General features: G+C 57.2%; 28 protein-coding genes. 8 read left to right on the forward strand and 20 right to left on the reverse strand.

The features are described 5' to 3' along the window. Nucleotides 1-253: 253 nt before the first annotated feature. Nucleotides 254-1,465 carry a tyrosine--tRNA ligase gene (gene tyrS, locus JSY17_RS21350; RefSeq protein WP_117167714.1) on the reverse strand — a complete coding sequence of 404 codons (1,212 nt, stop codon included), beginning with the start codon at nt 1,463-1,465 and terminating at the stop codon, nt 254-256. Nucleotides 1,466-1,667: 202 nt separating this feature from the next. On the opposite strand from tyrS, the gene JSY17_RS21355 reads away from it, so the two are divergent. Both JSY17_RS21355 and JSY17_RS21360 read left to right on the forward strand, forming a co-directional pair. After that, on the forward strand, nt 1,668-3,083 hold the full coding sequence (locus tag JSY17_RS21355) for a peptidoglycan DD-metalloendopeptidase family protein (RefSeq protein WP_206402946.1): 1,416 nt from the start codon (nt 1,668-1,670) through the stop codon (nt 3,081-3,083). A 3-nt stretch (nt 3,084-3,086) separates the two neighbouring features. Further along, nucleotides 3,087-4,181: an anhydro-N-acetylmuramic acid kinase gene (locus JSY17_RS21360; protein WP_117167716.1), complete on the forward strand. Its 1,095-nt coding sequence runs from the start codon at nt 3,087-3,089 to the stop codon at nt 4,179-4,181. Nucleotides 4,182-4,238: 57 nt separating this feature from the next. Here the strand turns inward: JSY17_RS21360 and erpA are convergent, their stop codons facing one another. Next, complete coding sequence (erpA, locus tag JSY17_RS21365; RefSeq protein ID WP_025262070.1) at nt 4,239-4,589, reverse strand: iron-sulfur cluster insertion protein ErpA; 351 nt, start codon at nt 4,587-4,589, stop codon at nt 4,239-4,241. Nucleotides 4,590-4,752: 163 nt separating this feature from the next. Further along, nucleotides 4,753-5,787: an N-acetyl-gamma-glutamyl-phosphate reductase gene (gene argC, locus JSY17_RS21370; RefSeq protein ID WP_117167717.1), complete on the reverse strand. Its 1,035-nt coding sequence runs from the start codon at nt 5,785-5,787 to the stop codon at nt 4,753-4,755. 133 nt (nt 5,788-5,920) lie between these two features. Here argC and hemJ point away from each other — a divergent pair, with 133 nt between their 5' ends. From hemJ to coq7, 5 genes are all read left to right on the forward strand, one after another. Further along, nucleotides 5,921-6,349, forward strand: coding sequence for a protoporphyrinogen oxidase HemJ (gene hemJ / locus JSY17_RS21375; protein WP_206402944.1), 429 nt, complete (start codon nt 5,921-5,923; stop codon nt 6,347-6,349). Between the two features lie 76 nt (nt 6,350-6,425). Further along, nucleotides 6,426-7,331: a DUF805 domain-containing protein gene (locus tag JSY17_RS21380; RefSeq protein ID WP_206402942.1), complete on the forward strand. Its 906-nt coding sequence runs from the start codon at nt 6,426-6,428 to the stop codon at nt 7,329-7,331. Nucleotides 7,332-7,406: 75 nt separating this feature from the next. Further along, nucleotides 7,407-8,183, forward strand: a complete 777-nt coding sequence (locus tag JSY17_RS21385; RefSeq protein ID WP_117167720.1) for an SDR family NAD(P)-dependent oxidoreductase — start codon at nt 7,407-7,409, stop codon at nt 8,181-8,183. Nucleotides 8,184-8,275: 92 nt separating this feature from the next. After that, nucleotides 8,276-8,614: a histidine triad nucleotide-binding protein gene (locus JSY17_RS21390; RefSeq protein WP_025262075.1), complete on the forward strand. Its 339-nt coding sequence runs from the start codon at nt 8,276-8,278 to the stop codon at nt 8,612-8,614. A gap of 136 nt (nt 8,615-8,750) precedes the next feature. Continuing rightward, entirely contained in the window at nt 8,751-9,398 is a 648-nt protein-coding gene (gene coq7, locus JSY17_RS21395; RefSeq protein ID WP_117183307.1) for a 2-polyprenyl-3-methyl-6-methoxy-1,4-benzoquinone monooxygenase, read from the forward strand. Nucleotides 9,399-9,456: 58 nt separating this feature from the next. Here the strand turns inward: coq7 and speD are convergent, their stop codons facing one another. Beyond that, on the reverse strand, nt 9,457-10,251 hold the full coding sequence (gene speD, locus JSY17_RS21400) for an adenosylmethionine decarboxylase (protein WP_025262077.1): 795 nt from the start codon (nt 10,249-10,251) through the stop codon (nt 9,457-9,459). A 240-nt stretch (nt 10,252-10,491) separates the two neighbouring features. Then, nucleotides 10,492-10,914 carry an OsmC family protein gene (locus tag JSY17_RS21405; protein ID WP_025262078.1) on the reverse strand — a complete coding sequence of 141 codons (423 nt, stop codon included), beginning with the start codon at nt 10,912-10,914 and terminating at the stop codon, nt 10,492-10,494. A gap of 208 nt (nt 10,915-11,122) precedes the next feature. On the opposite strand from JSY17_RS21405, the gene crp reads away from it, so the two are divergent. Next, nucleotides 11,123-11,767, forward strand: coding sequence for a cAMP-activated global transcriptional regulator CRP (gene crp / locus JSY17_RS21410; RefSeq protein WP_117167722.1), 645 nt, complete (start codon nt 11,123-11,125; stop codon nt 11,765-11,767). A gap of 12 nt (nt 11,768-11,779) precedes the next feature. Here crp and JSY17_RS21415 read toward each other — a convergent pair whose 3' ends face one another. The 15 genes from JSY17_RS21415 to JSY17_RS21485 form a co-directional block, all read right to left on the reverse strand. Next, nucleotides 11,780-12,475: a lipoate--protein ligase family protein gene (locus tag JSY17_RS21415; protein WP_206402941.1), complete on the reverse strand. Its 696-nt coding sequence runs from the start codon at nt 12,473-12,475 to the stop codon at nt 11,780-11,782. Nucleotides 12,476-12,485: 10 nt separating this feature from the next. After that, nucleotides 12,486-13,322, reverse strand: coding sequence for an indole-3-glycerol phosphate synthase TrpC (trpC, locus tag JSY17_RS21420; protein WP_206402940.1), 837 nt, complete (start codon nt 13,320-13,322; stop codon nt 12,486-12,488). Then, nucleotides 13,319-14,368 carry an anthranilate phosphoribosyltransferase gene (trpD, locus tag JSY17_RS21425; protein WP_117167725.1) on the reverse strand — a complete coding sequence of 350 codons (1,050 nt, stop codon included), beginning with the start codon at nt 14,366-14,368 and terminating at the stop codon, nt 13,319-13,321. Before trpD ends, trpC begins: the two co-directional genes overlap by 4 nt. 8 nt (nt 14,369-14,376) lie before the next feature. Further along, nucleotides 14,377-14,985, reverse strand: coding sequence for an aminodeoxychorismate/anthranilate synthase component II (locus JSY17_RS21430; protein WP_117167726.1), 609 nt, complete (start codon nt 14,983-14,985; stop codon nt 14,377-14,379). A gap of 402 nt (nt 14,986-15,387) precedes the next feature. After that, nucleotides 15,388-15,897 carry a lysis system i-spanin subunit Rz gene (locus tag JSY17_RS21435; protein ID WP_206402939.1) on the reverse strand — a complete coding sequence of 170 codons (510 nt, stop codon included), beginning with the start codon at nt 15,895-15,897 and terminating at the stop codon, nt 15,388-15,390. Beyond that, entirely contained in the window at nt 15,894-16,439 is a 546-nt protein-coding gene (locus tag JSY17_RS21440; RefSeq protein ID WP_117185406.1) for a glycoside hydrolase family 19 protein, read from the reverse strand. Before JSY17_RS21440 ends, JSY17_RS21435 begins: the two co-directional genes overlap by 4 nt. 63 nt (nt 16,440-16,502) lie before the next feature. Then, the gene (locus JSY17_RS21445) at nt 16,503-17,093 is read right to left on the reverse strand and encodes a hypothetical protein (RefSeq protein ID WP_206402938.1); all 591 of its coding nucleotides are present in this window, start codon (nt 17,091-17,093) and stop codon (nt 16,503-16,505) included. Between the two features lie 17 nt (nt 17,094-17,110). After that, entirely contained in the window at nt 17,111-18,388 is a 1,278-nt protein-coding gene (locus JSY17_RS21450; RefSeq protein ID WP_240331888.1) for a phage tail protein, read from the reverse strand. Nucleotides 18,389-18,742: 354 nt separating this feature from the next. Further along, nucleotides 18,743-19,165, reverse strand: a complete 423-nt coding sequence (locus tag JSY17_RS21455) for a phage tail assembly chaperone (protein WP_117183313.1) — start codon at nt 19,163-19,165, stop codon at nt 18,743-18,745. Between the two features lie 2 nt (nt 19,166-19,167). After that, on the reverse strand, nt 19,168-20,409 hold the full coding sequence (locus JSY17_RS21460; protein WP_117185404.1) for a phage tail protein: 1,242 nt from the start codon (nt 20,407-20,409) through the stop codon (nt 19,168-19,170). An 11-nt stretch (nt 20,410-20,420) separates the two neighbouring features. After that, on the reverse strand, nt 20,421-21,020 hold the full coding sequence (locus JSY17_RS21465; RefSeq protein WP_117183315.1) for a YmfQ family protein: 600 nt from the start codon (nt 21,018-21,020) through the stop codon (nt 20,421-20,423). Continuing rightward, the gene (locus tag JSY17_RS21470; protein WP_206402937.1) at nt 21,008-22,048 is read right to left on the reverse strand and encodes a baseplate J/gp47 family protein; all 1,041 of its coding nucleotides are present in this window, start codon (nt 22,046-22,048) and stop codon (nt 21,008-21,010) included. The genes JSY17_RS21465 and JSY17_RS21470 overlap by 13 nt, the downstream gene beginning before the upstream one ends. Then, complete coding sequence (locus tag JSY17_RS21475) at nt 22,038-22,436, reverse strand: phage GP46 family protein (protein ID WP_117183317.1); 399 nt, start codon at nt 22,434-22,436, stop codon at nt 22,038-22,040. Before JSY17_RS21475 ends, JSY17_RS21470 begins: the two co-directional genes overlap by 11 nt. Continuing rightward, nucleotides 22,436-22,945 carry a phage baseplate assembly protein V gene (locus JSY17_RS21480; protein ID WP_117183318.1) on the reverse strand — a complete coding sequence of 170 codons (510 nt, stop codon included), beginning with the start codon at nt 22,943-22,945 and terminating at the stop codon, nt 22,436-22,438. Before JSY17_RS21480 ends, JSY17_RS21475 begins: the two co-directional genes overlap by 1 nt. A 44-nt stretch (nt 22,946-22,989) precedes the next feature. Then, nucleotides 22,990-24,039, reverse strand: coding sequence for a phage baseplate assembly protein (locus tag JSY17_RS21485; protein WP_206402936.1), 1,050 nt, complete (start codon nt 24,037-24,039; stop codon nt 22,990-22,992). Between the last annotated feature and the right edge of the window lie 4 nt (nt 24,040-24,043).

The following is a 24,043-nucleotide window of genomic DNA, read 5'->3' on the forward strand; positions in this document are numbered from 1 at the left end:
CCTTTGCAACTTCAACCACTTGCGCTTCGATCAACTTCGCGCTGCTCGTCAGCGGGAGGCGAATTCTACAGCACCCGAAGGCGGTGTCAAACCCTTTCTCGCACCGCTGTCGATCCAACCGCGACCAAAACCCTTCCAGACTGACTCAACGAACCGTTAAAAACTTGCAAACTATTGATTTACAAGTACTTTTCAGCTCCGTCTGCGCCGGAAGTGGGGCGAATTATAGAGAGATTAAATCGCCCGTCAACCGTTAATTTGAACTTTCTTCCAAAACCAGGGTAATGCGCCCGAAAGCCTTCTTACCCGCCTGGCAGACATGAGTCGCTCCGACCTTGAATACAAAGGCGCGATCCACAACCTCACCATCTATACGCACGCCGCCGGAAGCCAGCAGATCACGAGCGACCGCAGAGTTCTTCACCAGACCTGCCTTATTAAGGACGGCCGCGATGGGCATATCTTCAGGAGCACCGACCGAAATTTCCGGCAAATCGTCCGGCAGCTCGCCATCCTTCATACGGTTACCCGCCGAACGATGTGCAGTTGCAGCCGCTTCTTCACCATGGAAACGAGCAACGATCTCTTCGGCAAGCTTGATCTTGATGTCACGCGGATTGGCACCCGCCTCACACGCCGCCTTGAATTCATTGATCTCTTCCATGGAGCGGAAGCTCAACAGTTCGAAGTAGCGCCACATCAAGGCATCGGGAATCGAAACCAGCTTGCTATAGATGACACCAGGAGCTTCCTGGATACCCACATAGTTACCCAGCGACTTGGACATCTTCTTGACGCCGTCCAGACCTTCCAGCAAAGGCATGGTCAGAATGCATTGCGCTTCCTGGCCATATGAACGTTGCAGCTCACGCCCCATCAGCAGGTTGAATTTCTGGTCAGTGCCGCCAAGTTCGACATCCGCACGCAGCGCGACCGAGTCATAGCCTTGCACCAGCGGGTACAGGAACTCATGAATGGCGATTGGCTGGCTGCCTTTATAGCGCTTGTCGAAATCATCACGCTCCAGCATCCGCGCAACGGTGTACTGCGAAGACAGGCGAATGAAGTCTGCCGGGCTGAGCTTGTCCATCCAGGTGGAGTTGAATGCAACTTCGGTCTTGGCCGGATCGAGAATCTTGAAGACCTGAGCCTTGTAAGTTTCGGCGTAATCCAGAACCTGCTCGCGCGTCAGCGGAGGACGAGTTGCGCTCTTGCCGCTCGGGTCGCCGATCATTCCGGTGAAGTCGCCGATCAGGAAAATGACCTGATGCCCCAGATCCTGGAACTGACGAAGCTTGTTAATAAGGACGGTGTGTCCCAGATGCAGGTCCGGCGCAGTTGGATCGAAACCCGCCTTGATACGCAGCGGCTGACCGCGCTTGAGTTTGGCGACCAGTTCGGCCTCGACCAGGAGTTCATCCGCGCCACGCTTGATAAGCGCGAGCTGCTCTTCAACCGACTTCATATCAGCCCCCAATTTAAAGGGAACCAACCATACAAGATCAGAGCCCAATTACAAGTTTTTGCCCGGCACACGCCCACGAATCTGACACCGATACGTCAGCAGGGTTGCTTCGAGCCGGTTTTGGTTATATTTTATACAGTTATTTCATCTTCATCATGTCATTCATCTTTTCCATTTCACCTTTTTCAAAGTCAAATTACCTATGATCGACACGCCACCGCCTAAAGCGCCTCCGCTTTATCCGAAGAGTCACCTGCTCGCTGCCAGCGGCATCGCCGCCCTGCTGAGCCTGGCACTCCTGGTATTTCCTTCCAGCGAAGTTGAAGCAAAACGGACAAACCTGGTTCTCGATCTGGAAGCACCCGATCAGAACGCACAGAATCAAGACGCTCAGCAAGCCGTTCAAGCCACACCTGACAGCACTGTTTCTCCATTTGCCCAGATCGACAACGGCGAAGATCAGACTCAGGAAAACGCATCAGCTCAGCAAACCCCGGCGACCGATATAAAGAGCCCGTATCACAAGGAAGTTGTGGTCTCGAAGGGCGACACCCTGTCGACACTGTTTGAAAAGGTAGGACTGCCTGCCACGACCGTGCATGAGGTCATGGCCAGCGACAAACAGGCCAAGCAGTTCAGCAAGTTGCAGGACGGCCAGGTTCTACAGTTCGAACTGACCCCTGACGGCCAGCTCAAGCAACTGCACAGCAAACTCAGCGAACTGGAGACCATCAGCCTCTCCAGGACGGACGCCGGTTTCACGTTCGGCCGTGAAGTCAGCAAGCCTACCGTACGTGAAACCTATGCTCACGCCGTCATAAACAGCTCCCTGTCCCAGTCGGCACAGCGTGCAGGCCTCTCCCACAGCATGACCATGGACATGGCCAATATCTTTGGCTACGACATCGACTTCGCTCAGGACATCCGCAAGGGCGACGAATTCGATGTGGTTTATGAGCAGAAAGTCATCAATGGCAAGACCGTAGGCACCGGCAATATCCTGTCCGCACGCTTCACCAACCGCGGCAAGACCTACACCGCCATTCGCTACACCAACAAGCAAGGCAATACCAATTATTACACCGCTGACGGCAACAGCATGCGCAAGGCCTTCATCCGCACTCCGGTGGACTTCGCACGTATCAGCTCGATGTTTTCCCTGGGCCGCAAGCACCCGATCCTGAACAAGATCCGTGCTCACAAGGGCGTCGACTATGCTGCGCCACGCGGTACACCCATCAAGGCAACCGGTGACGGCAAGGTCATCCTGGCCGGGCGGCGCGGCGGATACGGCAACACCGTCATCATTCAGCACGGCGAGACTTACCGTACGCTGTACGGACACATGCAAGGCTTCGCCAAAGGCGTACAAACCGGCGGCAGCGTCAAGCAAGGTCAGGTGATCGGCTATATTGGAACAACCGGCTTGTCGACAGGCCCGCACTTGCACTATGAATTCCAGGTCAATGGCGTGCACGTCGATCCACTGGGTCAGAAACTTCCGATGGCGGACCCGATCGCCAAATCCGAAAAACAGCGGTTCATGCAGCAAAGCCAACCGTTGATGGCGCGCATGGACCATGACAAGGCCACCACGCTGGCCTCCAATAAAAGGTAATCCATGGCCTTCTTCTATATAGGTGTGATGTCCGGCAGCAGCCTCGATGGGATAGATATCGCCCTATTGGAGCAGGATGACCGTCCAAGGCTTCTGGCAACTCATTACATTCCGATGCCGGAAGATCTGTATACCGAACTGCTCGGCCTGTGCTCCAGCGGCGCAGATGAACTGGCACGTGCCGCCATTGCCGAGCAGAAGTGGGTAAAGCTGGTAGCACAAGGCGTAGCGACCCTGCTGCAAGAGCAGAACATGGTTGCAGGTCAGATACGTGCCATCGGCAGTCACGGGCAGACCATCCGTCATGAGCCGGGACGTGGCTTCAGCATTCAGATCGGCAACCCTGCCCTGCTTGCCGAGCTGACCGAAATTACCGTGGTCAGCGACTTCCGTCGTCGCGATATCGCAGCAGGCGGCCAGGGTGCGCCACTGGTGCCGGCGTTCCATGAAGCGCTGTTCGACGACAACAAGGACCGTCGTGCCGTGTTGAACATCGGCGGCTTCAGCAACCTGAGCATCATCGAATCGGACCGCCCTGTTTCCGGCTTCGATTGTGGACCGGGCAACGTGCTGCTGGATGCCTGGATTCAGTCGCAGCGTCATCAGAGTTTCGACAGGGATGGCGCATGGGCTGCCAGTGGCCAGGTCGATCCTGCGCTGCTCAAGGGATTGCTGAGCGATCAGTTCTTCCTGACCAAAGGTCCGAAGAGCACCGGTCGTGAAGTCTTCAACCTGGGCTGGCTGCATCATCACCTGTTCCAGTTGCCAACCATCGCGCCGGAGAACGTACAGGCCACCCTGCTTGAGCTGACCGCATTGACGATTACAGAATCTCTGCAAGCGGCGCAATCAAGCACTACAGAGCTTCTGGTGTGCGGCGGCGGAGCCCATAACGTGGCGCTGATGGACAGACTGGCAGCGCTGTTGCCTGAAACGAAAGTCAGCAGCACGGCAAAATTCGGTGTAGACCCGGACTGGGTCGAAGCGATGGCGTTTGCCTGGCTGGCGCATTGCTGCCTGGAAAGCGTACCGGCCAACCGGCCAACCGTGACCGGGGCCAGAGGGCTGCGAGTCCTGGGCGCCATCTATCCCGCCTGACCTGAGCCACAACGAAAAACGCCGCGCATATGCGCGGCGTTTTCGTATGGAGCACGATCAGATGGAGAACGAAGAACCGCAACCACAGGTGGTAGAAGCGTTCGGGTTCTTGATCACGAAACGCGAACCTTCGAGACCTTCCTGATAGTCCACTTCCGCGCCCGCCAGATACTGGAAGCTCATCGGATCGACAACCAGGCTGACGCCTTCGCGCTCGACGACGGTGTCGTCATCCGCCACATCTTCATCGAAAGTGAAACCGTACTGGAAACCGGAGCAACCACCGCCGGTTACGAAAACCCGCAGTTTCAGGCGATCATTGCCTTCTTCATCGACCAGGGTTTTCACCTTGTGCGCGGCTCCTGGGGTGAACTCCAGAGCTGTAGGAGTAAAGGATTCGACGCTCATGTCAGATATCTCCCGGCGTTAAGCCGTCATAATGCGTAATGACGGACATTATCCGCTTCTCCTAGAAAACTGGTCAACTATTGAAGTGAAGAGCAGCGGCAAGCGGTCAAGCTACAAGCCGCAAGTGCTTGTAGCTTGTAGCTTGTAGCTTGTAGCTTGTAGCTCAAGGCATCATGCCGGCATGCGACAGGCCGGCACGTTCGTCCAGACCGAACATGATGTTCAGGTTCTGTACTGCCTGACCCGACGCGCCCTTGACCAGGTTGTCGATAACCGACAGCACAACGACAAGATCGCCACCCTGCGGACGATGCACCGCAATACGGCAGACGTTCGCACCACGCACGCTGCGGGTTTCCGGATGGCTGCCGGCCGGCATGACATCCACGAAAGGTTCGTCGGCATAGCGCTTCTCGAACAGGGCCTGCAGGTCTACCGATTTGTCGGCAACGGTTGCGTACAGCGTGGAGTGGATGCCGCGAATCATCGGTGTCAGGTGCGGCACGAAGGTCAGGCCGACATCGCCGCCTGCTGCACGACGCAGCCCCTGGCTGATTTCCGGCAGGTGACGATGGCCTTTGACTGCATAAGCCTTGAAGCTTTCATTGGCTTCGGAGTACAGCGAACCCAGGCTCAGACCGCGACCGGCGCCACTGACACCCGACTTGCAGTCGGCAATCAGGCGGGAGTTATCGGCAAGACCTGCTTCCAGCAAAGGCAGGAAACCCAGCTGAGTTGCGGTTGGGTAACAACCCGGCACCGCAATCAGGCGGGCATTTCTGATTTGCTCGCGGTTGACCTCAGGCAAACCGTATACGGCATCCTTGAGCAACTCAGGCGCGCCGTGAGGCTGACCGTACCACTTGGCCCATTCAACCGGATCCTGGAGGCGGAAGTCTGCGGAGAGGTCGATAACCCGGGTGCCTGCAGCGAGCAGCTCGCCCGCCAGAGCATGAGCGACACCGTGAGGCGTGGCGAAGAACACGACGTCGCATGCGCCGAGCGTCTTGACGTCCGGCACGCTGAAAGCCAGACCATCGTAATGGCCTCGCAGGTTGGGGTACATGTCGGCTACTGCAAGGCCGGCCTCCGAGCGAGAGGTAATAACGACCACTTCTGCTTGCGGATGCTGTGCCAACAGACGCAGCAGCTCGACCCCGGTGTAACCCGTGCCGCCGACGATACCGACCTTGACCATAACCTGCCCTCAACGAAACAACTGGAAAGCCGTCGATGATATGAGCCTATGGCCTCTGCGACAACCGACAACGTGACGTATGACCGCGCAACCCACTACTATTTGTCCACCGTGAACCTGGGGATAACCGAAAATGCTCTTTTTATGGGTCAAAGCGCTTCACATCGTATCGATGGTCTGCTGGTTTGCAGGTCTGTTCTATCTGCCGAGGCTGTTCGTCTACCACTCACTGAGCGAAGACACGATCAGCAAGGAACGCTTCAGCGTGATGGAGCGCAAGCTGTACCGAGGCATCATGGGGCCTGCCATGATTGCCACACTGATTTTCGGTGGCTGGCTGGTCAGCTTCAGTCCGTCAGGGTATTTCAGCCAGGGCTGGATGCATGCAAAGCTGACGCTGGTTGTCCTGCTGATCGGTTACCACCACATGTGCGGCGCGCAGGTGAAACGCTTCGCACGAGGTGAAAATGGCCGCAGCCATGTGTTTTACCGCTGGTTCAATGAAGTCCCTGTAGTGATACTGCTGGCTGTTGTCATTCTGGTCGTCGTCAAACCGTTCTGATCCCTATCGGGCAGCCACGCCATGATCCATAGTGACTGCCCGCGCTGCACCTTATACCGAGACAAGGAAGCCCTTGATGGCCGATACCCACTTCAAGATCATGTTTGAAGGGCAATTGCGTAATGGCGTTGAGCTGGAAACAGCAAAACTCAACCTGGCCCAGTTGTTCAAGAGTGAAACCTCGGCAGTAGAGAGACTGTTCAACGGCAATCCTGTATCCCTCAAGCGCGGGCTGACTCAGGCCGATGCCCAGAGATATATCCAGGCGCTCAATGACGCTGGCGTCGAAGCACGCATTGAGCCCGACCCGGCAATCAGCCTGAGTCTGGATGAAGTCAGCGAGTCCAGACCCTATCGCACGCCTGCAGAGCCCGAGCCAGCCCCCTCGCCCTATGCGCCTCCCAAGGCAGCCGTCACACCCGACCTGCCCGCCTATTCGCCGCTCAAGGTGTTCAGCGTTGAAGGCCGCATAGGTCGCTTGCGCTATCTGGCCTGGAGCCTGGTGCTGGTAGTCGCGGGCCTTGCGACCATGGGTGTCTGCGTTGCGGTGATGAGCGTTTCACTGGTGGGCGGTGGACTGTTGAGCACTGTAGCCGTCGCTGCATTCTTTGTCCTGAGCGTGCAGATGGGGGTTCAACGCCTGCACGATGCAGGCTGGAGCGGCTGGCTCCTGCTGCTTAACCTGGCTCCCTTCATAGGCGGTATCTTTCCCTTCCTGATGATGATCGTACCGGGTACTGGAGGCCCCAATAAATATGGTGCGCCACCGCCTCCGAATTCGAGGTCCGTGAAAGTGCTGGCCTGCCTATGGATTGTCTTCATCAGCCTGATCCTCTCGATCGTGCTCAACAATGGTCTCGATATCGTGAAAAACGAACTCGAAACCACGGCCAGCGAATACGAACAGTCCCTGCCCTATGATGACGATTCATACAGCGATGAAGCCCAGCCTGCCCCATCGGTATCCGGACAAAGGCTTTAAACAGCCAGTCAGCAATACGTTGCTCATGAGCCGGTCCGCGAAATACCGGTTGCAATACGTTCAATGGAGAAATGCATGACCCGTTACGCCCTGATAACAGGCGCTTCCAGCGGTATCGGCCTGGCCATGGCCGAAGCCCTGGCTCGTCGCGGGCACAATCTGCTGCTGGTTGCCCGCCATCGCGACCGCCTGGAAAGCATCGCTATCGAGCTGACCCAACGCTTTGGTGTGGAGGTACTGTTTCGTGCGTGCGATCTGGGTGAGCCGCTGCGTCTTTCGGGCTTCCTTCTGGAGCTGGAAGATGGCGACCATCAGATTGACCTGCTGGTCAATTGCGCCGGCATCGGGACGTGCGGCCCGTTTCTGGCCCAGGAATGGGCTGCCGAGCAAGACCTCATCGACCTGAATATTCTCGCCCTCACTCGCCTGTGCCATACCGTTGGCAACCTGATGGCGCTGCAGGGCGGCGGGCAGATTCTCAATGTAGCCTCGGTGGCTGCCTTCCAGCCCGGGCCATGGATGAGCACTTATTACGCAAGCAAGGCTTACGTGCTGCACTTTTCCGAAGGCTTGCGCGAAGAGGTAAGGAAAAACGGGGTAAAAGTATCGGTCCTGTGTCCCGGTCCGACCCGTACGCCGTTCTTTCGCACGGCTCAGCTCAAGGTGAATGACGAGAAGATGATGACCCCCGAAGAGGTGGCACTGTATACCGTGCGCGCGCTGGCAAAAAACAAGGCTGTTATCATCCCCCGGCTGCGCAACCGGTTATGGGCCTTCAGCCCGCGACTGGGCTCGCGCTGGCTGGTTCGTCAAATCAGCGGCTATATCAACAAGGCCTGCTGCCCACGCTGAGTGACAAATAATTATCGCTCGGTAAACTCGACCTCATTGGTACCGGCCAGTCGACCGGCCATGACCCATCCACCCAAAAGGAGCAAACGGCTGTGGATACTTTGTTTACCAGGATCATCAACCGGGAAATCCCGGCCAATATCATCTACGAAGACGATCAGGTACTGGCTTTCCACGATATCGCCCCTCAGGCGCCCGTACACTTTCTGGTCATCCCGAAAAAGCCCATTCGCACCCTCAATGACCTGACCGAAGAAGACAAGGGGCTGGCTGGCCATATTCTTTTCACGGCCCAGCGTCTGGCAAGGGAACAGGGCTGCGAAGAAGGTTTCCGCGTCGTCATGAACTGCAATGAGCTGGGTGGACAGACCGTCTATCACATTCACATGCATGTTCTGGGCAAGCGCCAGATGAACTGGCCGCCGGGCTGAGTCCGTATTTTCAATAGCTTGCATCCTGTCGGGGCCGCGAGTGCTCTGTTCAGGGGGTTCGACAGGATGATGCAGCTCAAGCCTGGCCGCTCCGATTGGGGTAAACTGGCCAGCATGGACCTATCCGGAGGTGCCCATGGCTACCGAACGTCACTACTCTCCCCTTGATCGTCTTCTGTTGCAGGCCGACAGCGCAATGCGCACGTTGCTGCCTTCCAGCGGGCATTCTCATCGGCCTTCGCCCGCCATCCTGCGCCCCGAACACAAGATGAACGATGTCGACACTCGTCATGTAGCAGGTCTGATGCGCATCAACCACACCGGCGAAGTCTGCGCACAGGCGCTGTATCAGGGCCAGGCCTTGACCGCCAGGCTGCCCAAGGTACGCAAGGCCATGGAGCATGCCGCCGAAGAAGAAATCGATCATCTGGTCTGGTGCGAACAACGCATTCATCAACTGGGCAGTCATACCAGCGTGCTCAACCCGCTGTTCTATGGCTTGTCCTTCGGCATTGGCGCAGCGGCCGGTCTGATCAGCGACAAGGTCAGCCTGGGTTTCGTGGCCGCGACCGAAGATCAGGTCTGCAAGCACCTGAACGAACACCTGGACCAGATACCTGCCGAGGATCAAAAGTCCCGGGCGATTCTGGAGCAGATGCGCATAGACGAAGAACAGCACGCCGAAACCGCACTGGACGCCGGAGGCTTTCGCTTTCCGGCACCGGTCAAGTTCGGCATGAGCATCCTGGCCAAGGTCATGACCAAGAGCACGTACCGGATCTGACTTTCAGCCACGCACAAAAAAGGCGCCTTGATCGGCGCCTTTCTTGTTTGCAGTGAAATCAGACAGCCACGTTGCGGCCGTAGAAGATTTCCAGCATTTCGTGCTTCACCTTGGCGGTGACCTGTGCACGCTGTTCAGCGGACAGGTTGCTGGTCGCGTCGCCGAACAGGTAGTTATCCAGTTCGAACTCCTTGAGCAGCATCTTGGTGTGGAACAGGTTCTCCTGATACACGTTCACGTCGGTCATCTGGTAACCGTTGCGAGTATCTTCGGAGAGGTAGTTCTGGATCGAGTTGATCTCGTGATCGATGAAGTGCTTCTTGCCTTCTACATCGCGGGTGAAACCACGCACGCGATAGTCGACCGTCACGATGTCGGACTCGAACTTGTGGATCAGGTAGTTCAGCGCCTTGAGCGGTGAAATCACGCCACAGGTCGACACATCGATGTCCACGCGGAAAGTCGCGATCCCATCGACCGGGTGAATTTCCGGATAGGTGTGAACCGTGATGTGGCTCTTGTCCAGGTGGGCCAGAATGGTTTCCGGCAGTGGACCTGGCGACTCTTCGATCTGGCTTTCGGTAGGCGTTACCGGCTGCTCGGAGATCAGAATGGTCACACTGGCACCCTGCGGATCGTAATCCTGACGGGCGATGTTCAGGATATTGGCACCAATGATATCGACAACATCGGTCAGAATCCGCGTCAGACGTTCGGCGTCGTACACACTGTTGATGTACTCGACGTAGGCCTGCTGGTCTTGCGGGGTTTCCGCATAGCAGATGTCATAGATATTGAAGCTCAAGGTCTTTGTCAGGTTATTGAACCCGTGGAGCTTGAGTTTGCTTTTCACCGTTAAAAACTCTCTATATGTGTGCGGCGCCAGCCGCGTGATCAAGCATGCCCGTCAGATGAGCGGCGCTCAGCTGCGTAGGACGGTTAACACCTCTTCGCGTTGGCGATTTTGGTTGTCTGTTCTGGCGCAGCAGCAGAAAACCAATGCATGCCGCGCCTGAAAAAGTCGCGCATTATGCAGACGTCGGAAGCCGTCTGCCAGAGTGTGCGCCGTTTTTATGATCGTTGGATGTCTATATCAGCCCAGTTCGACAATTTCATAGTCGTGGGTGATCTCTACACCGGCATTACCCAGCATGATCGATGCTGAACAATACTTCTCGGCCGAAAGCTCGATGGCACGCTTGACCTGGGCTTCTTTCAGACCGCGGCCCTTGACGACGAAGTGCAGGTGGATCTTTGTGAAAACCTTGGGGTCTTCGCTTGCACGCTCGGCCTCGAGGAAGGCTTCGCAGCTTTCGACAGGCTGGCGGGACTTCTTGAGAATGCTGACGACATCGAAGTTGCTGCAACCGCCCAGACCGATCAGCACCATCTCCATCGGGCGTACGCCCAGATTGCGACCGCCGCTTTCAGGCGGGCCGTCCATTACCACCACATGACCGCTACCGGACTCGCCGAGGAACATGGCTTCGCCAGCCCATTGGATGCGTGCCTTCATCACCAGACTCCACTGCTAAAAAAGGGAGCCAGCTTAGCACAGGCCCGGGAATCCGCTGGAGAGGCCTCAGAAAATGCTTTTTGCGGCCAAGATGTAGGAAAGGTCGCAAATGTTCTCAAACCCTCGTCGAAAAGCTGGCGAGAATGCCAGTGCAGCCGATACCTATAAAAGTGCCATTTGGCGAAGGGTCTTTTTTCGGAATACACGCATGGTCGCAATCACAGTGACACCCAAAATAAAGAGTCTCGAAAAGCTTCTCCCTCATGCACAACGCCGTCGCTGCGCCGCCAAGAGCAATATCATCTGCGCTGGCGAGAAATCCGAGTCGTTGTTCATCATTCTCAAGGGTTCGGTAACGATCCTGATCGAGGACGATGAGGGTCGGGAAATGATCGTCGCGTATCTCAACAGCGGGGATTTCTTCGGCGAACTGGGCCTGTTCGAACAGGCAGGCCATGAAACCGTGCGCAGTGCGTGGGTTCGCGCCAAGACCGAATGCGAAGTGGCCGAGATCTCTTATTGCAAGTTTCGCGAGCTGACGCACCAGGAGCCGGAAATTCTCTATGCCCTGGGCGCCCAGATGGCTGATCGCCTGCGCAATACGACGCGCAAGGTCGGAGACCTGGCATTCCTCGACGTGACCGGAAGAGTGGCCCGCACGTTGCTGGATCTGTGTCGGCAACCGGATGCCATGACGCACCCCGACGGCATGCAGATCAAGGTGACCCGTCAGGAAATCGGACGTATCGTGGGCTGTTCGAGGGAAATGGTCGGGCGCGTGCTCAAGTCTCTGGAAGAGCAGCAACTGGTCGACGTCAAAGGCAAGACCATGGTGGTGTTCGGAACCCGCTGACGCCGGTGCTGCTCAGAGCCTGGCCAGCATCTGCCGATAAGACTGGTTCAAGCGTTCGAGCACATCGAAGCCGCCTTCGGGAAAGGCTTCATACAAGGCAATATGGCTTTGGGCTCGTACTCGCGCTTCCAGCTCGCACAATTCGTTGAAGCGATTGACCGCAGCCACCATCTGCTGACGTTCGTTATCCAGCAACAAGGCGCCATGAGCCAGCACCACAGGACGTGTTCCACCCTGGCTTTGACGCCAGCGCTGGGCGGTGCCGACCATCTTGCGGCCATCGAGGTTGACGTTGAAACGGCCGTCGCAGAATGCGCCGTCCACGTCCCCCAGAGAAGCCTGGCCACCCAGTTCGGTCAGCAGATCCAGAATCGGCTGGCACAAACGTCGGTAGGCGTTTTCTATTCTGTCACGGTCGGCATCCGTGCCGGGCTGTGCGTAAACCAGAGCAATGTTCACGGTTGCAGAAGACTGCGGCACCGGTTCACCGCCCGTTTCACGCAGCAGGACAGGCCAGCCGCTGTCTGCAAGGGTTTCACTGGCTTCGGTAAAACCCGGCAGGCGACTCATCCGGCGTGGCATGACCAGCGCCCGATCATTCGGGCGCCAGAACAGCAGCCCATGATCCGCGTCACCGGCACACACCGAAGCCAGCAGGTCCTGTTCGGCCTGCAGGCCTTTTTCGATGCAGATGTCGACGACCGTCATGGTCTACGACTCAATCAAGAGCCGAGCCAGTGACCGGCACGCCACGCTCCGGGAAGAACAGACGCTGCAATTCCGCTCCCGGCTGCTCGGCGCGCATGAAGGCCTCGCCCACCAGGAAGGAATACACATCGCTGATTTCCATCAGCTCAACATCGGCCCGGTTGAGGATGCCGCTCTCGGTAATGACCAGACGATCGCGAGGAATGCGCGGCAGCAGATCCAGCGTGGTTTCCAGGCTCACCTCGAAGGTATGCAGGTTGCGGTTGTTGACACCCACCAGCGGCGTATCGAGGGTTTTCAGGGCGCGCTCCAGCTCATCGCCATCATGCACTTCAACCAGAACGTCCAGACCGACACCCTTGGCAACCGCTGCCAGTTCGGCCATTTTCACGTCATCCAGCGCCGCCACGATCAACAGGATGCAGTCGGCACCCAGAGCCCGGGCTTCGACGACCTGATACGGGTCGATCATGAAGTCCTTGCGGATCACCGGCAACTTGCAGGCCGCACGGGCTTCCTGCAGATAGGCATCGGCGCCCTGGAAGAAATCGATATCGGTCAGGACCGACAGGCAGGTCGCACCGCCAGCCTGATAGCTTTTGGCAATCTCGGCAGGCTGGAAGTTTTCCCGGATCACGCCCTTGCTCGGCGAGGCCTTCTTGATTTCGGCAATCACCGCCGGCTGCTTGCTTCTGGCCTGCTCGATCAAGGCATTGGCAAAACCGCGAGGCGCATCGGCCCCCGCGGCCTGCCGCTCCAGCTCCGCCAGAGTCACAATGGCACGACGAGCAGCCACTTCCTCGGCTTTACGGGCGAGAATCTTTTCCAGTACGGTTGGCACACTCATCCTTCATTCTCCTGCTTGAATACCGCCGTGAAAGCACCCAATTCGTCCAGCTTTTCCCGGGCCAGGCCGGTGTGCAGGGAATCGTGTGCCAGTTCTACGCCTTCTTTGAGGCTGGAGGCATGATCAGCAGCATAGAGTGCCGCACCGGCGTTAAGCACGATCATTTCCGCGGCCTTCTGGCCATGTTCCGTCTTGCGACGCCCAAGAGCGTCCCGAATCAGCTCAAGAGAGGCAGCCGGGCTTTCGACCGCCAGACCATACAGGCTCTGGCTTTTCATGCCCAGATCTTCGGGTTGTACCGAGTATTCGGTGATTTCGCCGTTTTTCAGTTCGGCGACAAAGGTCGGTGCCGCGAGGCTGAACTCGTCCAGACCGTCCTGAGAGTGCACCACCAGCACATGCTTGCTGCCCAGGCGCGACAGGACTTCCGCCAGCGGGCGACACAACGCCTGGTTGAACACACCCACCACTTGATGGCGAACGCCAGCCGGATTCGTAAGCGGGCCGAGCATATTGAACAGGGTGCGCAGCCCCAGGTCGCGACGCGGACCGGCGGCATGTTTCATGGCGCTGTGGTGGGACTGGGCGAACATGAAGCCGATGCCCACGCTGTCGATGCAACGCGCCACCTGGACCGGATCGAGGTTCAGGTACACGCCCGCCGCTTCCAGCAGGTCGGCACTGCCGCTCTTGCCTGACACCGCACGGTTGCCGTGCTTGGCGACCGTGCAACCGGCAGCCGAGATCACGAACGCCGAAGCCGTGGAGACGTTGAAGATGTTGGCACCATCACCACCGGTGCCGACGATATCCACAACCTTGTCCAGCGATTGCAGCTCGACCTTGTTTGCCAGCTCACGCATGACCGAGACGGCACCGACGATTTCATCGATGCTCTCGCTTTTCATCCGCATGCCCATCAGAAAGGCACCGATCTGCGCTTCGCTGCATTGGCCCGTCATGATTTCACGCATGACATCGCGCATCTCGTCGGTGCTCAAGTCCAGATGATTGACGACGCGGTTGAGCGCCGTCTTGATAGTCATTGGCGAACTCATGAGAAGTTCTCCTGACGAGTGCCGCCGGTCTGTTTGAGGAAGTTGGCGAACAGCTCGTGCCCCTGCTCGGTTAGGATCGACTCGGGGTGAAACTGCACCCCTTCGATATTCAGCGTCTTGTGGCGAAGCCCCATGATCTCGTCCATCGAACCATCTTCCAGCGCGGTCCAGGCGGTGACTTCCAGGCAATCAGGCAGGGTGTCGAGCTTGACCACCAGCGAATGGTAACGAGTCACGACCAGAGGATGGTTCAAGCCATTGAACACGCCCTTGTCCTCATGAACGACAGGACTGGTCTTGCCGTGCATGACCTGACGGGCGCGCACCACATCACCACCGAACGCCTGGCCAATGGACTGGTGCCCCAGGCAGACACCCAGAATCGGCAGTTTGCCCGCGAAGTGAGTGATCACCTCAAGCGAGACACCGGCTTCGTTGGGTGTGCAAGGGCCGGGCGAAACGACAATGCGCTCCGGGTTCAAGGCTTCGATCTGAGCAATGGTCAACTCATCGTTACGAATCACTTTAACGTCGGCACCCAGTTCACCGAGGTACTGCACGACGTTATAGGTAAAGGAGTCGTAGTTATCGATCATCAGCAGCATGTTGCTATCAACCTTTTGAATTTACTGACTTTATTCGGCCTTCCGAGTCGAGCCCGCTTGCGTATCCACCAAAGGTCCGGCATGTGACCTGGCGAAATACATCAGGGGAGCGAAGGCATACAGGTACAGGTCCGGGCAGGCCGGAAAAGAAATAGTCAGGCGCGCCAACGCCAACGGGCGTGGGCCTTGATAACGCGCATCAAGAGTTTGCTGACAATCGTCACGGGAGGCGTCTCATCTATACGTTTCGGGACATTAACTTACCGAATCACACGGCGCAATATGATTGTGCCGGGGAAAACAGGTCATGTATCCGGTCAGATGAGCTTTCAGGTGGCAGATCAGTGTCTGCCGGGAGGAAGCCGATACTGCTGACGCAGTCTCGGCATTGGGGAAGGGAGTTCAGCGGGAGATTTCACGGACATAAGCCTGACAGGCCTTGAGAGCAATCAGTCCCTGGTCTCCGTCGTCGGTGATGGCGACAATTCGTTGAGCAGCCGCCGGGTCAAGTTCGGCTCGCGTGATTCCATGAACCAGGCTGCCGGAGGAGGCAGTGGCGGGCTCTCCAGCACCGCTGGCGGGAGCGGCGAGGAGGACTGACAGCCGCAAATCAGAAGTAGCCAGACGACTACGCAAGCGAGCCTGAAGTTTCTGTGCATCGCTCAATTCCTTGTAGTGAGTTGCATCGCTGGTTTGCAGACGGGCCTCCATGTCCCGTCGCAGTTTCTGTTGAGCTTCCTGCCAGGCAATGACGGCCCTGGAAGCAAGCTCACGTTCTTGCAGATGAATCTGTGCCTGCTCGGCCAATTGCTGGCCATAGCTGCTGGCCTGCCATTGCCATGCCGCCCAGGCTCCCACCCCCAATCCCGACAACAGCGCCAGAGCCACTGCGCGCAGATCCAGAACCTTCATGACAACACCTGCAAAGCGCGTTGATAAAAAGCTTCTCGTTCGGCAAGTCCATTGGTGCCGCCATTGATGCGCCTGGTAATCAACAGGAAGTTTCCTTGATCGGCCAAGGCATTCAGCCTTGCCCGATCCCAGAACCAGCCCGCGGACATGGCGGCATGCTCCGGCAGCTCGAGCAACTCGGGATGATTGAGCAGATCCAGCCCCAGTGCTTCCCCGCACGCCACATAGTTCGCCCGGCCCGTGACCTGAATAAGCCCCCGTCCACGATAGAACTGACCGTCACCATCGTCTTCGGGGGTATTACCCAGGCGCAAGGCCAGTTGGCCTGTGTCATAGCGCTTCAGGTAGTCGTCACTTCCCAGTTCACGGACATAGCGCAACTGACCGGATTCGTGACCGATCTGCGCGATGAACGCTGCCACCTGCAAGCGGGTAACGATGCTGTAGCGGGTCATGGCGGCGTTGAGCGCGGAAACGAAAACGCCGGCTTTAGGGCCGGCGTTGGGGAGGATTTGCTGGAGTTGTTGCTGGGTTATGGGCATGTTGCCTCCATACAAAAAAAGCCCCTTGGGGCTATTCGTTTTTCTGGATGTCATTCAGGCCTGTCACTGCACCGCCTTGAACGGTTCACCAGCATTTCCGGCAGTCAGTTCCCTGATCAGATCAATCACGGTGACGACAACCGCCTTCGCCTGCTCGTGCTCACCAGCAGCCACCAGGGCACGCACGCTCTCCTTGGCCGCAAGACGTGCCTCACGGATCTGATAAAGCATGTCGGCGGTATCCGCCGATGCCTGCAGAATCGCCTCCGCCGACTCCTGGGGCGTTCGGCCATTGATGGCATAGGCCGCCACGGCACGAGGAACGGCGTCGGCCGGGTAGCCGGCAGCCTTGAAGGCTTGCGCCTCGGAGACGGCCAGGCTGTACTCAAGAACCCGCAAGGCCTCGAGCGTGCCAACCAGGCGCACCGCGTCGATCTGCTCGCACAACTCGTCGGCAGTCGCAACGATCTGAACGGGGTCGATCAGAATCGGCAAGCCCCACTCATCGTGCGAACGCACTTTGCCCGCTGGCGGGTTGGCGATCACGGACGTGTAGATTTCCTCGGATATCTCCACGGCATCCACAGGGATCTGGCTGCCATGGATTGATGGCAGATATGTGCAGCCGGTGCTTGAACTGTAAAAACGTTGCATGATGCCTCCTTGAATGATTAATAGCCCACACCGAACCAATAGAACCCATAAGGGGGTTCTACCCCGCCGACATAGTTCTGGATGTAGCAGGAAAGGCTCGTAGACGAAAAGCCGACGACCTGAGGTCCGGAGTCGATGTAGCCGTTTGAAGTCGGGTTACTGGCTTGAGCAAGTGCGCACAGGCACGTGGTAGGAAATCGGAGTGGGAAGCTTGTGGTATGCGTGATGTCGAACCCTGCGACAGTTGTATGCCCCCACTGCAAAATCAGCCCTCCAAGCCAACTTGGCAAAGCGATATACCCATTCGCTCCCAGGCTGATCGCAAATCCCTTGCGAAGTTTTCTGGGGGTAACAGCTGTGGCGTCATCCGCCCCTGCATCGACCTCGGCCTGAGTGGCTATCCTCGCCAATCCCCAATTGATTTCTGTGGCCTGTACCGCAAGCGCCTTTAGTGCAGCGATATCGATATTTCCCTGATTAGTCGGCGCGCTCCAGGCTTTGATACACCACATGACTGCCAGGTTGCGTGGACGAGTTTCCGTACCGCCCGTGCTCCCGGAAAACAAACCGGCAATGGATCCGCCAAGTGAACCAGACGACGTTTCCAAATAAGCCTTTGCAGTTGTCGAAGAGGAGCCACCATAAACCTTGCCGAAAAAAGTAGCAGGGGATGCTGTGCTACCGGTCACACCACTGGCACCTGAGCCAGCTCCGACGTTGTCGACAAAACCTGTCTCTTTATGGGCATGAGCTGCCAGTAAGTGATCCTGAAAGGTTCCGAGCTCACGCCCGCCATCAATACCACGACCATGATCCCATCCACGCAGAAACTCACCACGTGACTCAGGAAGACGGAAGTAACCTGCAGGATCACCCGCCTTGTTGTAGCTGGTCCCCAGATAAGCAGCCAGGTCAGGGTAAGCAGCAATACTCTGCAAACTGCCATCGACTTCAAGATACCCGGGCGGAATGGCAGCTTTTGGAAACGGCACCATCATGCCAATCGGTACCACATTGTTGCTTTTCAACAAGGCATCCATTTCTTCCTTGTTGTAAACCCGCCCCTTGGTATAGGCATCGTTCTGGACGATATAGTGGATAGCTTCCAGCAACTGATCCAGATCTTCCTCCTTCGGGTTAATCTGGGCTGCGCGGATAACGGCCAGTAACTCATCGGTAACGGCATTGCCCCAACTTGCAGGAATCAAAGACCCTACCGTTCCATTTGTAACATCCTCATCAACAAACTTCCCATTCACCAGTCCAATACCGGCAACACTTTTTGGATAGTCCACAATTTACTCCTGATAAAGTTAATAAAAACGGCGTCATACGCCGACATTGCCGAGTGAGGCGCACTTCTGCACGCCTCACCAGAACTCATTTACCTCTCATGTACAACTGAACTGCTCAGCGCCAAATAGAGGGGACCAACTCTATCGCCCATGGCAGAACAGACACACAGAGCCATATCGGTTTACATGAACATTTAGAGGTGCGACCAAAACAATCTGCAGACACGTGACAGTCGTCAACTTGCAGCAAGACCTTAAGCCCATCGATTACACACGACAGCTGCGAGTAAACGAGGTCCTGAGTGAGGGGGCGTGTCAATTGTAGAAAGAAAACATTCCGTCAGTGCGGTGTGCTCAATTACTTTCAAGTCCGGCTGGAGCTACGGGACGAAACAGCATGTCGGGAAACTCCGGGGTCTGTGGCCAATCGCGCAAGGCCTGGATATAAATCAAGATCGCGGTAAATTGCTCGGTATCCAAAGTCGTCGACAGGTTCAACTCCAGTTGATCCTTGTGACGATCTCTTACGCCAGACGCAGCCAAAAGCGCTCGATCTCGCCACACCCGTTCCTTCGATTCCAACTGTTCAAAGGTCAAACCTGGGGCCTCAATTGCAACAGGAAAACCATCTGCATTCGCGTGGATGATCTTTCCTGCCGAGTTTGCAGCTCGAAGCTCAACATGCTGCTTATCAGTGATTTCCTTACACTCTTTTCCGTCAGGTTGCATACCAGGCAAATAGAAACCGCCCGTCTCAGCGCAGTAAAAAATAGACATGATTATTTTCCTATCCCGATAATGAAAATATCCCGAAGCCCTGAATAAACCAAACCATTATCCTGGCGATCAAGAATAACGCTGGTCTTTGTAAGATTCCGATACTGCGGAGTGATGTCATCATCCACACGTTCTAATGAAGAATGCACCGCGCCGGTAATTGCATAACACGCATCAGGCCACGTCAGAGGCCACGTAAGCGTAGAAAAGGTATCGGGAGCCAAAGTTGCCCGGCCATACTGAATCAGCAGGCCACCCAACCAGGTAGGAAACAGAACATACCCGCTAGCATTAGTGAAGCTCATCGCAAAACCGAAGCGCATTTTTCTGGGTGTTACAGCTGTTGTGTCATCCACTCCTGCACTCGCCTCGGCCTGAGTGGATAATTTGATTAGTCCCCGGTTTATTTCCGTAGCCTGAACCGCAAGAGCTTGCAGGGCTGCAATATCGATATGTCCCTGGTTGGTCGGATTACTCCATGCCTTGATGCACCACATGACTGCAATGTTTCGACCACGCGTTTCGGAACCTACCCGGGGTGTTCCGTTCACGCCATCAGTTACAAAGGCACCGGTCAGGTTTCGCGGACGGGCCCCCTGTGTTGCTGTACCCATTGCAAAACCCAGCCCAGTGGCACCGCTTCCTCCATCGTCGTTCCCCAGATTTCCGTTCATATGTCTCATTGATTCCTGTCGGAACCCCTGAAGACTGTCAGCCTGATAACTACCTAACTCTCGTCCACCATCTACACCACGACCATGATCCCATCCACGCAGGAACTCGCCACGCGACTCAGGAAGACGGAAGTAACCCGCAGGGTCACCGGCCCGGTTGTAAGAGGTTCCCAGATAAGCCGCCAGATCAGGATAAGCCGCAATACTCTGCAGGCTGCCATCGACTTCAAGATACCCGGGCGGAATGGCGGCTTTTGGAAACGGCACCATCATGCCAATCGGCACCACATTATTGTTTTTCAATAAGGCATCGATTTCTTCCTTGTTGTAAACCCGCCCCTTGGTATAGGCATCGTTCTGAACGATGTAACGGATGGCTTCCAGCAACTGGTCCAGATCATCCTCTTTCGGGGTTATTTGAGCAGCCCGAATAACGGCCAGTAACTCATCCGTTACCGCGTTACCCCAACTGGCAGAAATCAATGATCCCGGTGCACCGGAAACAGTGTTCTCATCAACAAACTTCCCATTTACCAGCCCGACGCTGGGGACGCTTTTTGGATAGTCCACGGTGTTACTCCTCAGTTGAAATTGACAAACTCTAAGGTGTGGGCAGGTGCCGCACGACGGATCAAACACTCGATAGCCGTTCCGGGATTCACGCCAAAACGCTCCCCCCAGTAACTTGCGCCAAAGCGGCGCCCCTGGCGCTTGCGACCGCCTGTATTCAGGACCCACATGAATTGCGCATTCCAGGTACCGAAATGCGCCTTGCCGAAACGAGAACGCCCCATACGGGGCGCTCGGTATTCGGTGACGGTGGCATCGGAATAGCCCTGGCTGATGGCAATGTCGACGTAGAAAGCGGGGTTCTGCCCTCCTACGGCCACCAGCCGTTGTCTCACCGACAAGCGTCGGTCCTCGAACAAAGGGGTCAGGCCAAGGCAGGGATCGGGCAGGTTCATCACCCGTTCCCAGTCTGGAACCAGTTCGCTGACGCTGGCCGGGTCCATTTCGTTGAGCAGAGCAAAAGCACGCCCGTCGATTCGGGCGAACTCCCGGGACAGGCCGGTGATCACCTGTTGCAACTCGGGCACCCGCTCAGGGTCCCAGGCCGGCCCCGAAGGCAGCAGTGCCCGCAGTTGCTCGGCGTACTGACTGGCAGTTCTCAGGACGACCATACAATCCCCCCGAATACCAGTAACTGATTGGGATTGGCCTGCACGTTGGCGACGGGCGAGATCAACACATGATCGGTTTCGCCAGCCGCGCCGCTGATGGACTCGGCGATATGCGTCAGCAACAGCGTCTCGCCAAGCCCTGCTTCACGGTTGTGCAGATCCATCAGTTGCGCCTGGACAGCGGCACGCACGGCTGAGGTATCCGGCATCAGCTTGATCGTATAGACGACGCGCCTCTGTATCGGAGCCAGCACGTACACCTCGGCCGTCACCGGCCTTAACGGCTCGATATAGGCGGCCACTTGGGCAAGCTCCTCAGCATCGGGCACAGGAGTCGCATCATTGTCGCGCATGACAAAAACCGCCACGGTGCCCGGCCCCATAAAACGCCGGACACACCATGCGCGGGTCACCCCTGGCACTTCCATCGCCCAGGTCACGTAGTCATCCTGATTGCCACCATGAGGGATGACCCGGTAGGAACGGATGACTCGGGCGCGCAACGACTCGATGCTTTCCTGGGCGGTACCACCGCTCAGGCCGTCAGCCAGCACAGTGAAGCTGCTGTCAATCCCTTCAATGGGCTGTACGGCGGTCATGACCAGACCGGCATCGGCGTTACCCAGAATGCCCGCTTCCACCGCCTCGACGGTGGTCACGTTATTGCCTGCCACCGTGGTCAGGCCCTGGGTAACGCGATAGGCACGACCATCGCTGAATTGCAGTACGGTGTCGGCATCCAGCACCGCACCCGCTGCCGCCGTGAAACGCACCGAGCCGCTGGCCGGTTGCGCAGCATTGCGCGGTTGCCGGAGCCTGAGGATGGCCTGCCGCTCCAGGGTTTCGTCATCGGCCGTGTCGGGCAGAATCTGGTCGGCGATCCAGCGCTGATAGCCATAAAGCCCATAGGCTGCACCACTGTGGGCACGCGATAACACACGTGCATCGGATTGCCGCAGCGCTTCATCAGCCATGTCGACCTGTATACGGCTGACCAGCGCAGGCAATGTAGGAGTTTCAAACGGCATAGATCACCTGCCACTGTTCGGATGGGTTGAAGCGCACGGTCTGCCCGTTGGAAACGACCAGCACGACGCCGAGATTCAAGCGGTGGTTGTCAACCCGCTCGGTGAGGATTTCGATGTCCTGCACATGGCCGTCTTCGATCAGCCAGAGAAGCGCTTCGCGAGCGTAGAACTCGGCATCCCGTTGCGTCTGAGCGGTGAGTTTCACTCGCCGCAACAGCCACAGACGCGAGCCGATACGATCATCCGTCACCGCCGGATAGGTATCGCCCCACCAGCCATAACGTTCGTCATCGTCGATCTGGTCATCCGGCCCGGCGCGACGCCAGGTGAAGAGGCTGATGATGACCGAGCGCAGCAATGAAGCTTCCAGAGAGCCTGCGATAATCATCAGGCACCTCCCACGGGTGGCCCGCTCTGGCCGTTGCCGCCTTGTACGCCACCGTGCGTATGGCTGATCTGGCTGATGCCGCCCGCAACCTGATCGCCCCGGGAAACGATCTTGCCGGTCTGGGTGATCTGCGGCGTATCAAAGTTCACCGCCACGGCGGCCTTGACGTTCAGGGTGTTGGTTTCGATGTCGATGACCTTGCCGCGCTTGAGGTGAATCCTGTCCCCCTCGTCGGTGTAGATCGCCACCTCCCCCGACTGCAGGGCATTCAGGCGGTAGCGGCGATCCGCAACCACCAGCAGCAGTCCGTGGGACCGGTCACCGCCGATAAACGCTGCAATGCCTTCGGCGCCAGGCAAAGGGTTGCTAGTGAAACCGTAGGGCTCGAAGTGCTCCATATCATCCTTGATTTCACCTGCAGTCAGATGCATTTGCAGTGCCTGCATCTTGCTGCTGGCTCTGGCGAGCACAACCGTGCCACGCGCCAGCATGCGATTGAGTATGCTCATTGGGATTTTCCTTTTCGGGGAGGGCAACGTTGCGTTGCCGCTCTCTACTTTTTGCCAGTCTTGTGCGGGTCGTCGGGTTCGGCGTCGAACATTTCAGGAGGGCCGACCACAAGGGTCGTCAGCGTTCCTTTCTCGTCGAGGCTGTACGTGATTTGCGAGATCAACATGTCCTGATCGAACCCGATCACCCGATCCACGACTCGCACCAGCGTGTTGTGTCGCCAGAGATCGCCATTGGACTGACGCCAGCCTTGTACCTTGTAGGTCGTGACCTGCGCCTTGCCCATGCGATTGCTGCGCTCCCAGTTCGCCCGGCTCTGGGCCAGCTCGGGGGTCACAGGTGACGACTCATGGATGACCAGAACGCGCTTGCGACTGACCCTGGCATCGAGAGCCTGCGCCGACACCTCGCTGGCTTGCTTGCCGAACGTCTTGTCATTGCCTGCGCGTTGCCCGATCACCCGGTACTCGGAAAAAGTGCCGGAGAAATCGAGAGGCGCCGACGCAGAAAGGATGTTCTGACCAAGCTCCAGCCGATCCACTGCCCGCCCCTTGCTGCCTGGCCTGGCCAGTACCAGACGCCCCCACTCATCGTCGGTAGAGAAAATGCGAAACTTCGTCAGGATCCGGTCGATGGACTTGAACACCGTTTCAGCAGGTTCAATGGTGTGGTCGGCAATCTTGCCGGTTTCGGCGATTTCACTCACCACGCCCACCTCGTAAGGAGCCACAAGCGCCTGAATGATGCTGAGCGCCCCTTGGCCCTTCCACTGACCGGGTTTGTTGATCACCGTGCAATCGACAAGATCGGCCGTCAGAGAGCGCCCGGAAATACTCAGGGTGATCGTCTTGTCGTCATAGCTGATGGGGGTCGCAAAGACCCAGCCCGTCAGGATCAGATCACCCCCGATACGAACCTCGCATTTGTCGCCTTGCCCGATCGGCCGGGTGATGTTCTGTCCAGGCCACTGCCAGGTAATGCCCATCGTGAAACTGCGGGCCTGACGCTCGATGCCGGCAGAGATCGAGATGGTTTTCCAGCCACCGTAATCCATACCGCCCACCGACAAGGTGACAGCATTTTCCTTATCCATCGAG

This window comes from Pseudomonas capsici, from assembly GCF_017165765.1.
Taxonomy (GTDB): domain Bacteria; phylum Pseudomonadota; class Gammaproteobacteria; order Pseudomonadales; family Pseudomonadaceae; genus Aquipseudomonas; species Aquipseudomonas capsici.

Excerpts from the sequence above, each read along its gene's own strand:
- JSY17_RS21445 (WP_206402938.1), bottom strand. The coding sequence starts at position 17,093 with ATGCAACGTTTTTACAGTTCAAGCACCGGCTGCACATATCTGCCATCA.
- JSY17_RS21360 (WP_117167716.1), top strand. The coding sequence starts at position 3,087 with ATGGCCTTCTTCTATATAGGTGTGATGTCCGGCAGCAGCCTCGATGGG.
- JSY17_RS21405 (WP_025262078.1), bottom strand. The coding sequence starts at position 10,914 with ATGAAGGCACGCATCCAATGGGCTGGCGAAGCCATGTTCCTCGGCGAG.
- JSY17_RS21415 (WP_206402941.1), bottom strand. The coding sequence starts at position 12,475 with ATGACGGTCGTCGACATCTGCATCGAAAAAGGCCTGCAGGCCGAACAG.
- JSY17_RS21470 (WP_206402937.1), bottom strand. The coding sequence starts at position 22,048 with ATGCCGTTTGAAACTCCTACATTGCCTGCGCTGGTCAGCCGTATACAG.
- trpD (WP_117167725.1), bottom strand. The coding sequence starts at position 14,368 with ATGACTATCAAGACGGCGCTCAACCGCGTCGTCAATCATCTGGACTTG.
- JSY17_RS21430 (WP_117167726.1), bottom strand. The coding sequence starts at position 14,985 with ATGCTGCTGATGATCGATAACTACGACTCCTTTACCTATAACGTCGTG.
- JSY17_RS21485 (WP_206402936.1), bottom strand. The coding sequence starts at position 24,039 with ATGGATAAGGAAAATGCTGTCACCTTGTCGGTGGGCGGTATGGATTAC.
- JSY17_RS21440 (WP_117185406.1), bottom strand. The coding sequence starts at position 16,439 with ATGCCCATAACCCAGCAACAACTCCAGCAAATCCTCCCCAACGCCGGC.
- JSY17_RS21385 (WP_117167720.1), top strand. The coding sequence starts at position 7,407 with ATGACCCGTTACGCCCTGATAACAGGCGCTTCCAGCGGTATCGGCCTG.
- JSY17_RS21355 (WP_206402946.1), top strand. The coding sequence starts at position 1,668 with ATGATCGACACGCCACCGCCTAAAGCGCCTCCGCTTTATCCGAAGAGT.
- trpC (WP_206402940.1), bottom strand. The coding sequence starts at position 13,322 with ATGAGTGTGCCAACCGTACTGGAAAAGATTCTCGCCCGTAAAGCCGAG.
- hemJ (WP_206402944.1), top strand. The coding sequence starts at position 5,921 with ATGCTCTTTTTATGGGTCAAAGCGCTTCACATCGTATCGATGGTCTGC.
- erpA (WP_025262070.1), bottom strand. The coding sequence starts at position 4,589 with ATGAGCGTCGAATCCTTTACTCCTACAGCTCTGGAGTTCACCCCAGGA.
- JSY17_RS21480 (WP_117183318.1), bottom strand. The coding sequence starts at position 22,945 with ATGAGCATACTCAATCGCATGCTGGCGCGTGGCACGGTTGTGCTCGCC.
- JSY17_RS21380 (WP_206402942.1), top strand. The coding sequence starts at position 6,426 with ATGGCCGATACCCACTTCAAGATCATGTTTGAAGGGCAATTGCGTAAT.
- JSY17_RS21465 (WP_117183315.1), bottom strand. The coding sequence starts at position 21,020 with ATGGTCGTCCTGAGAACTGCCAGTCAGTACGCCGAGCAACTGCGGGCA.
- JSY17_RS21455 (WP_117183313.1), bottom strand. The coding sequence starts at position 19,165 with ATGTCTATTTTTTACTGCGCTGAGACGGGCGGTTTCTATTTGCCTGGT.
- argC (WP_117167717.1), bottom strand. The coding sequence starts at position 5,787 with ATGGTCAAGGTCGGTATCGTCGGCGGCACGGGTTACACCGGGGTCGAG.
- JSY17_RS21435 (WP_206402939.1), bottom strand. The coding sequence starts at position 15,897 with ATGAAGGTTCTGGATCTGCGCGCAGTGGCTCTGGCGCTGTTGTCGGGA.
- coq7 (WP_117183307.1), top strand. The coding sequence starts at position 8,751 with ATGGCTACCGAACGTCACTACTCTCCCCTTGATCGTCTTCTGTTGCAG.
- tyrS (WP_117167714.1), bottom strand. The coding sequence starts at position 1,465 with ATGAAGTCGGTTGAAGAGCAGCTCGCGCTTATCAAGCGTGGCGCGGAT.
- JSY17_RS21475 (WP_117183317.1), bottom strand. The coding sequence starts at position 22,436 with ATGATTATCGCAGGCTCTCTGGAAGCTTCATTGCTGCGCTCGGTCATC.
- crp (WP_117167722.1), top strand. The coding sequence starts at position 11,123 with ATGGTCGCAATCACAGTGACACCCAAAATAAAGAGTCTCGAAAAGCTT.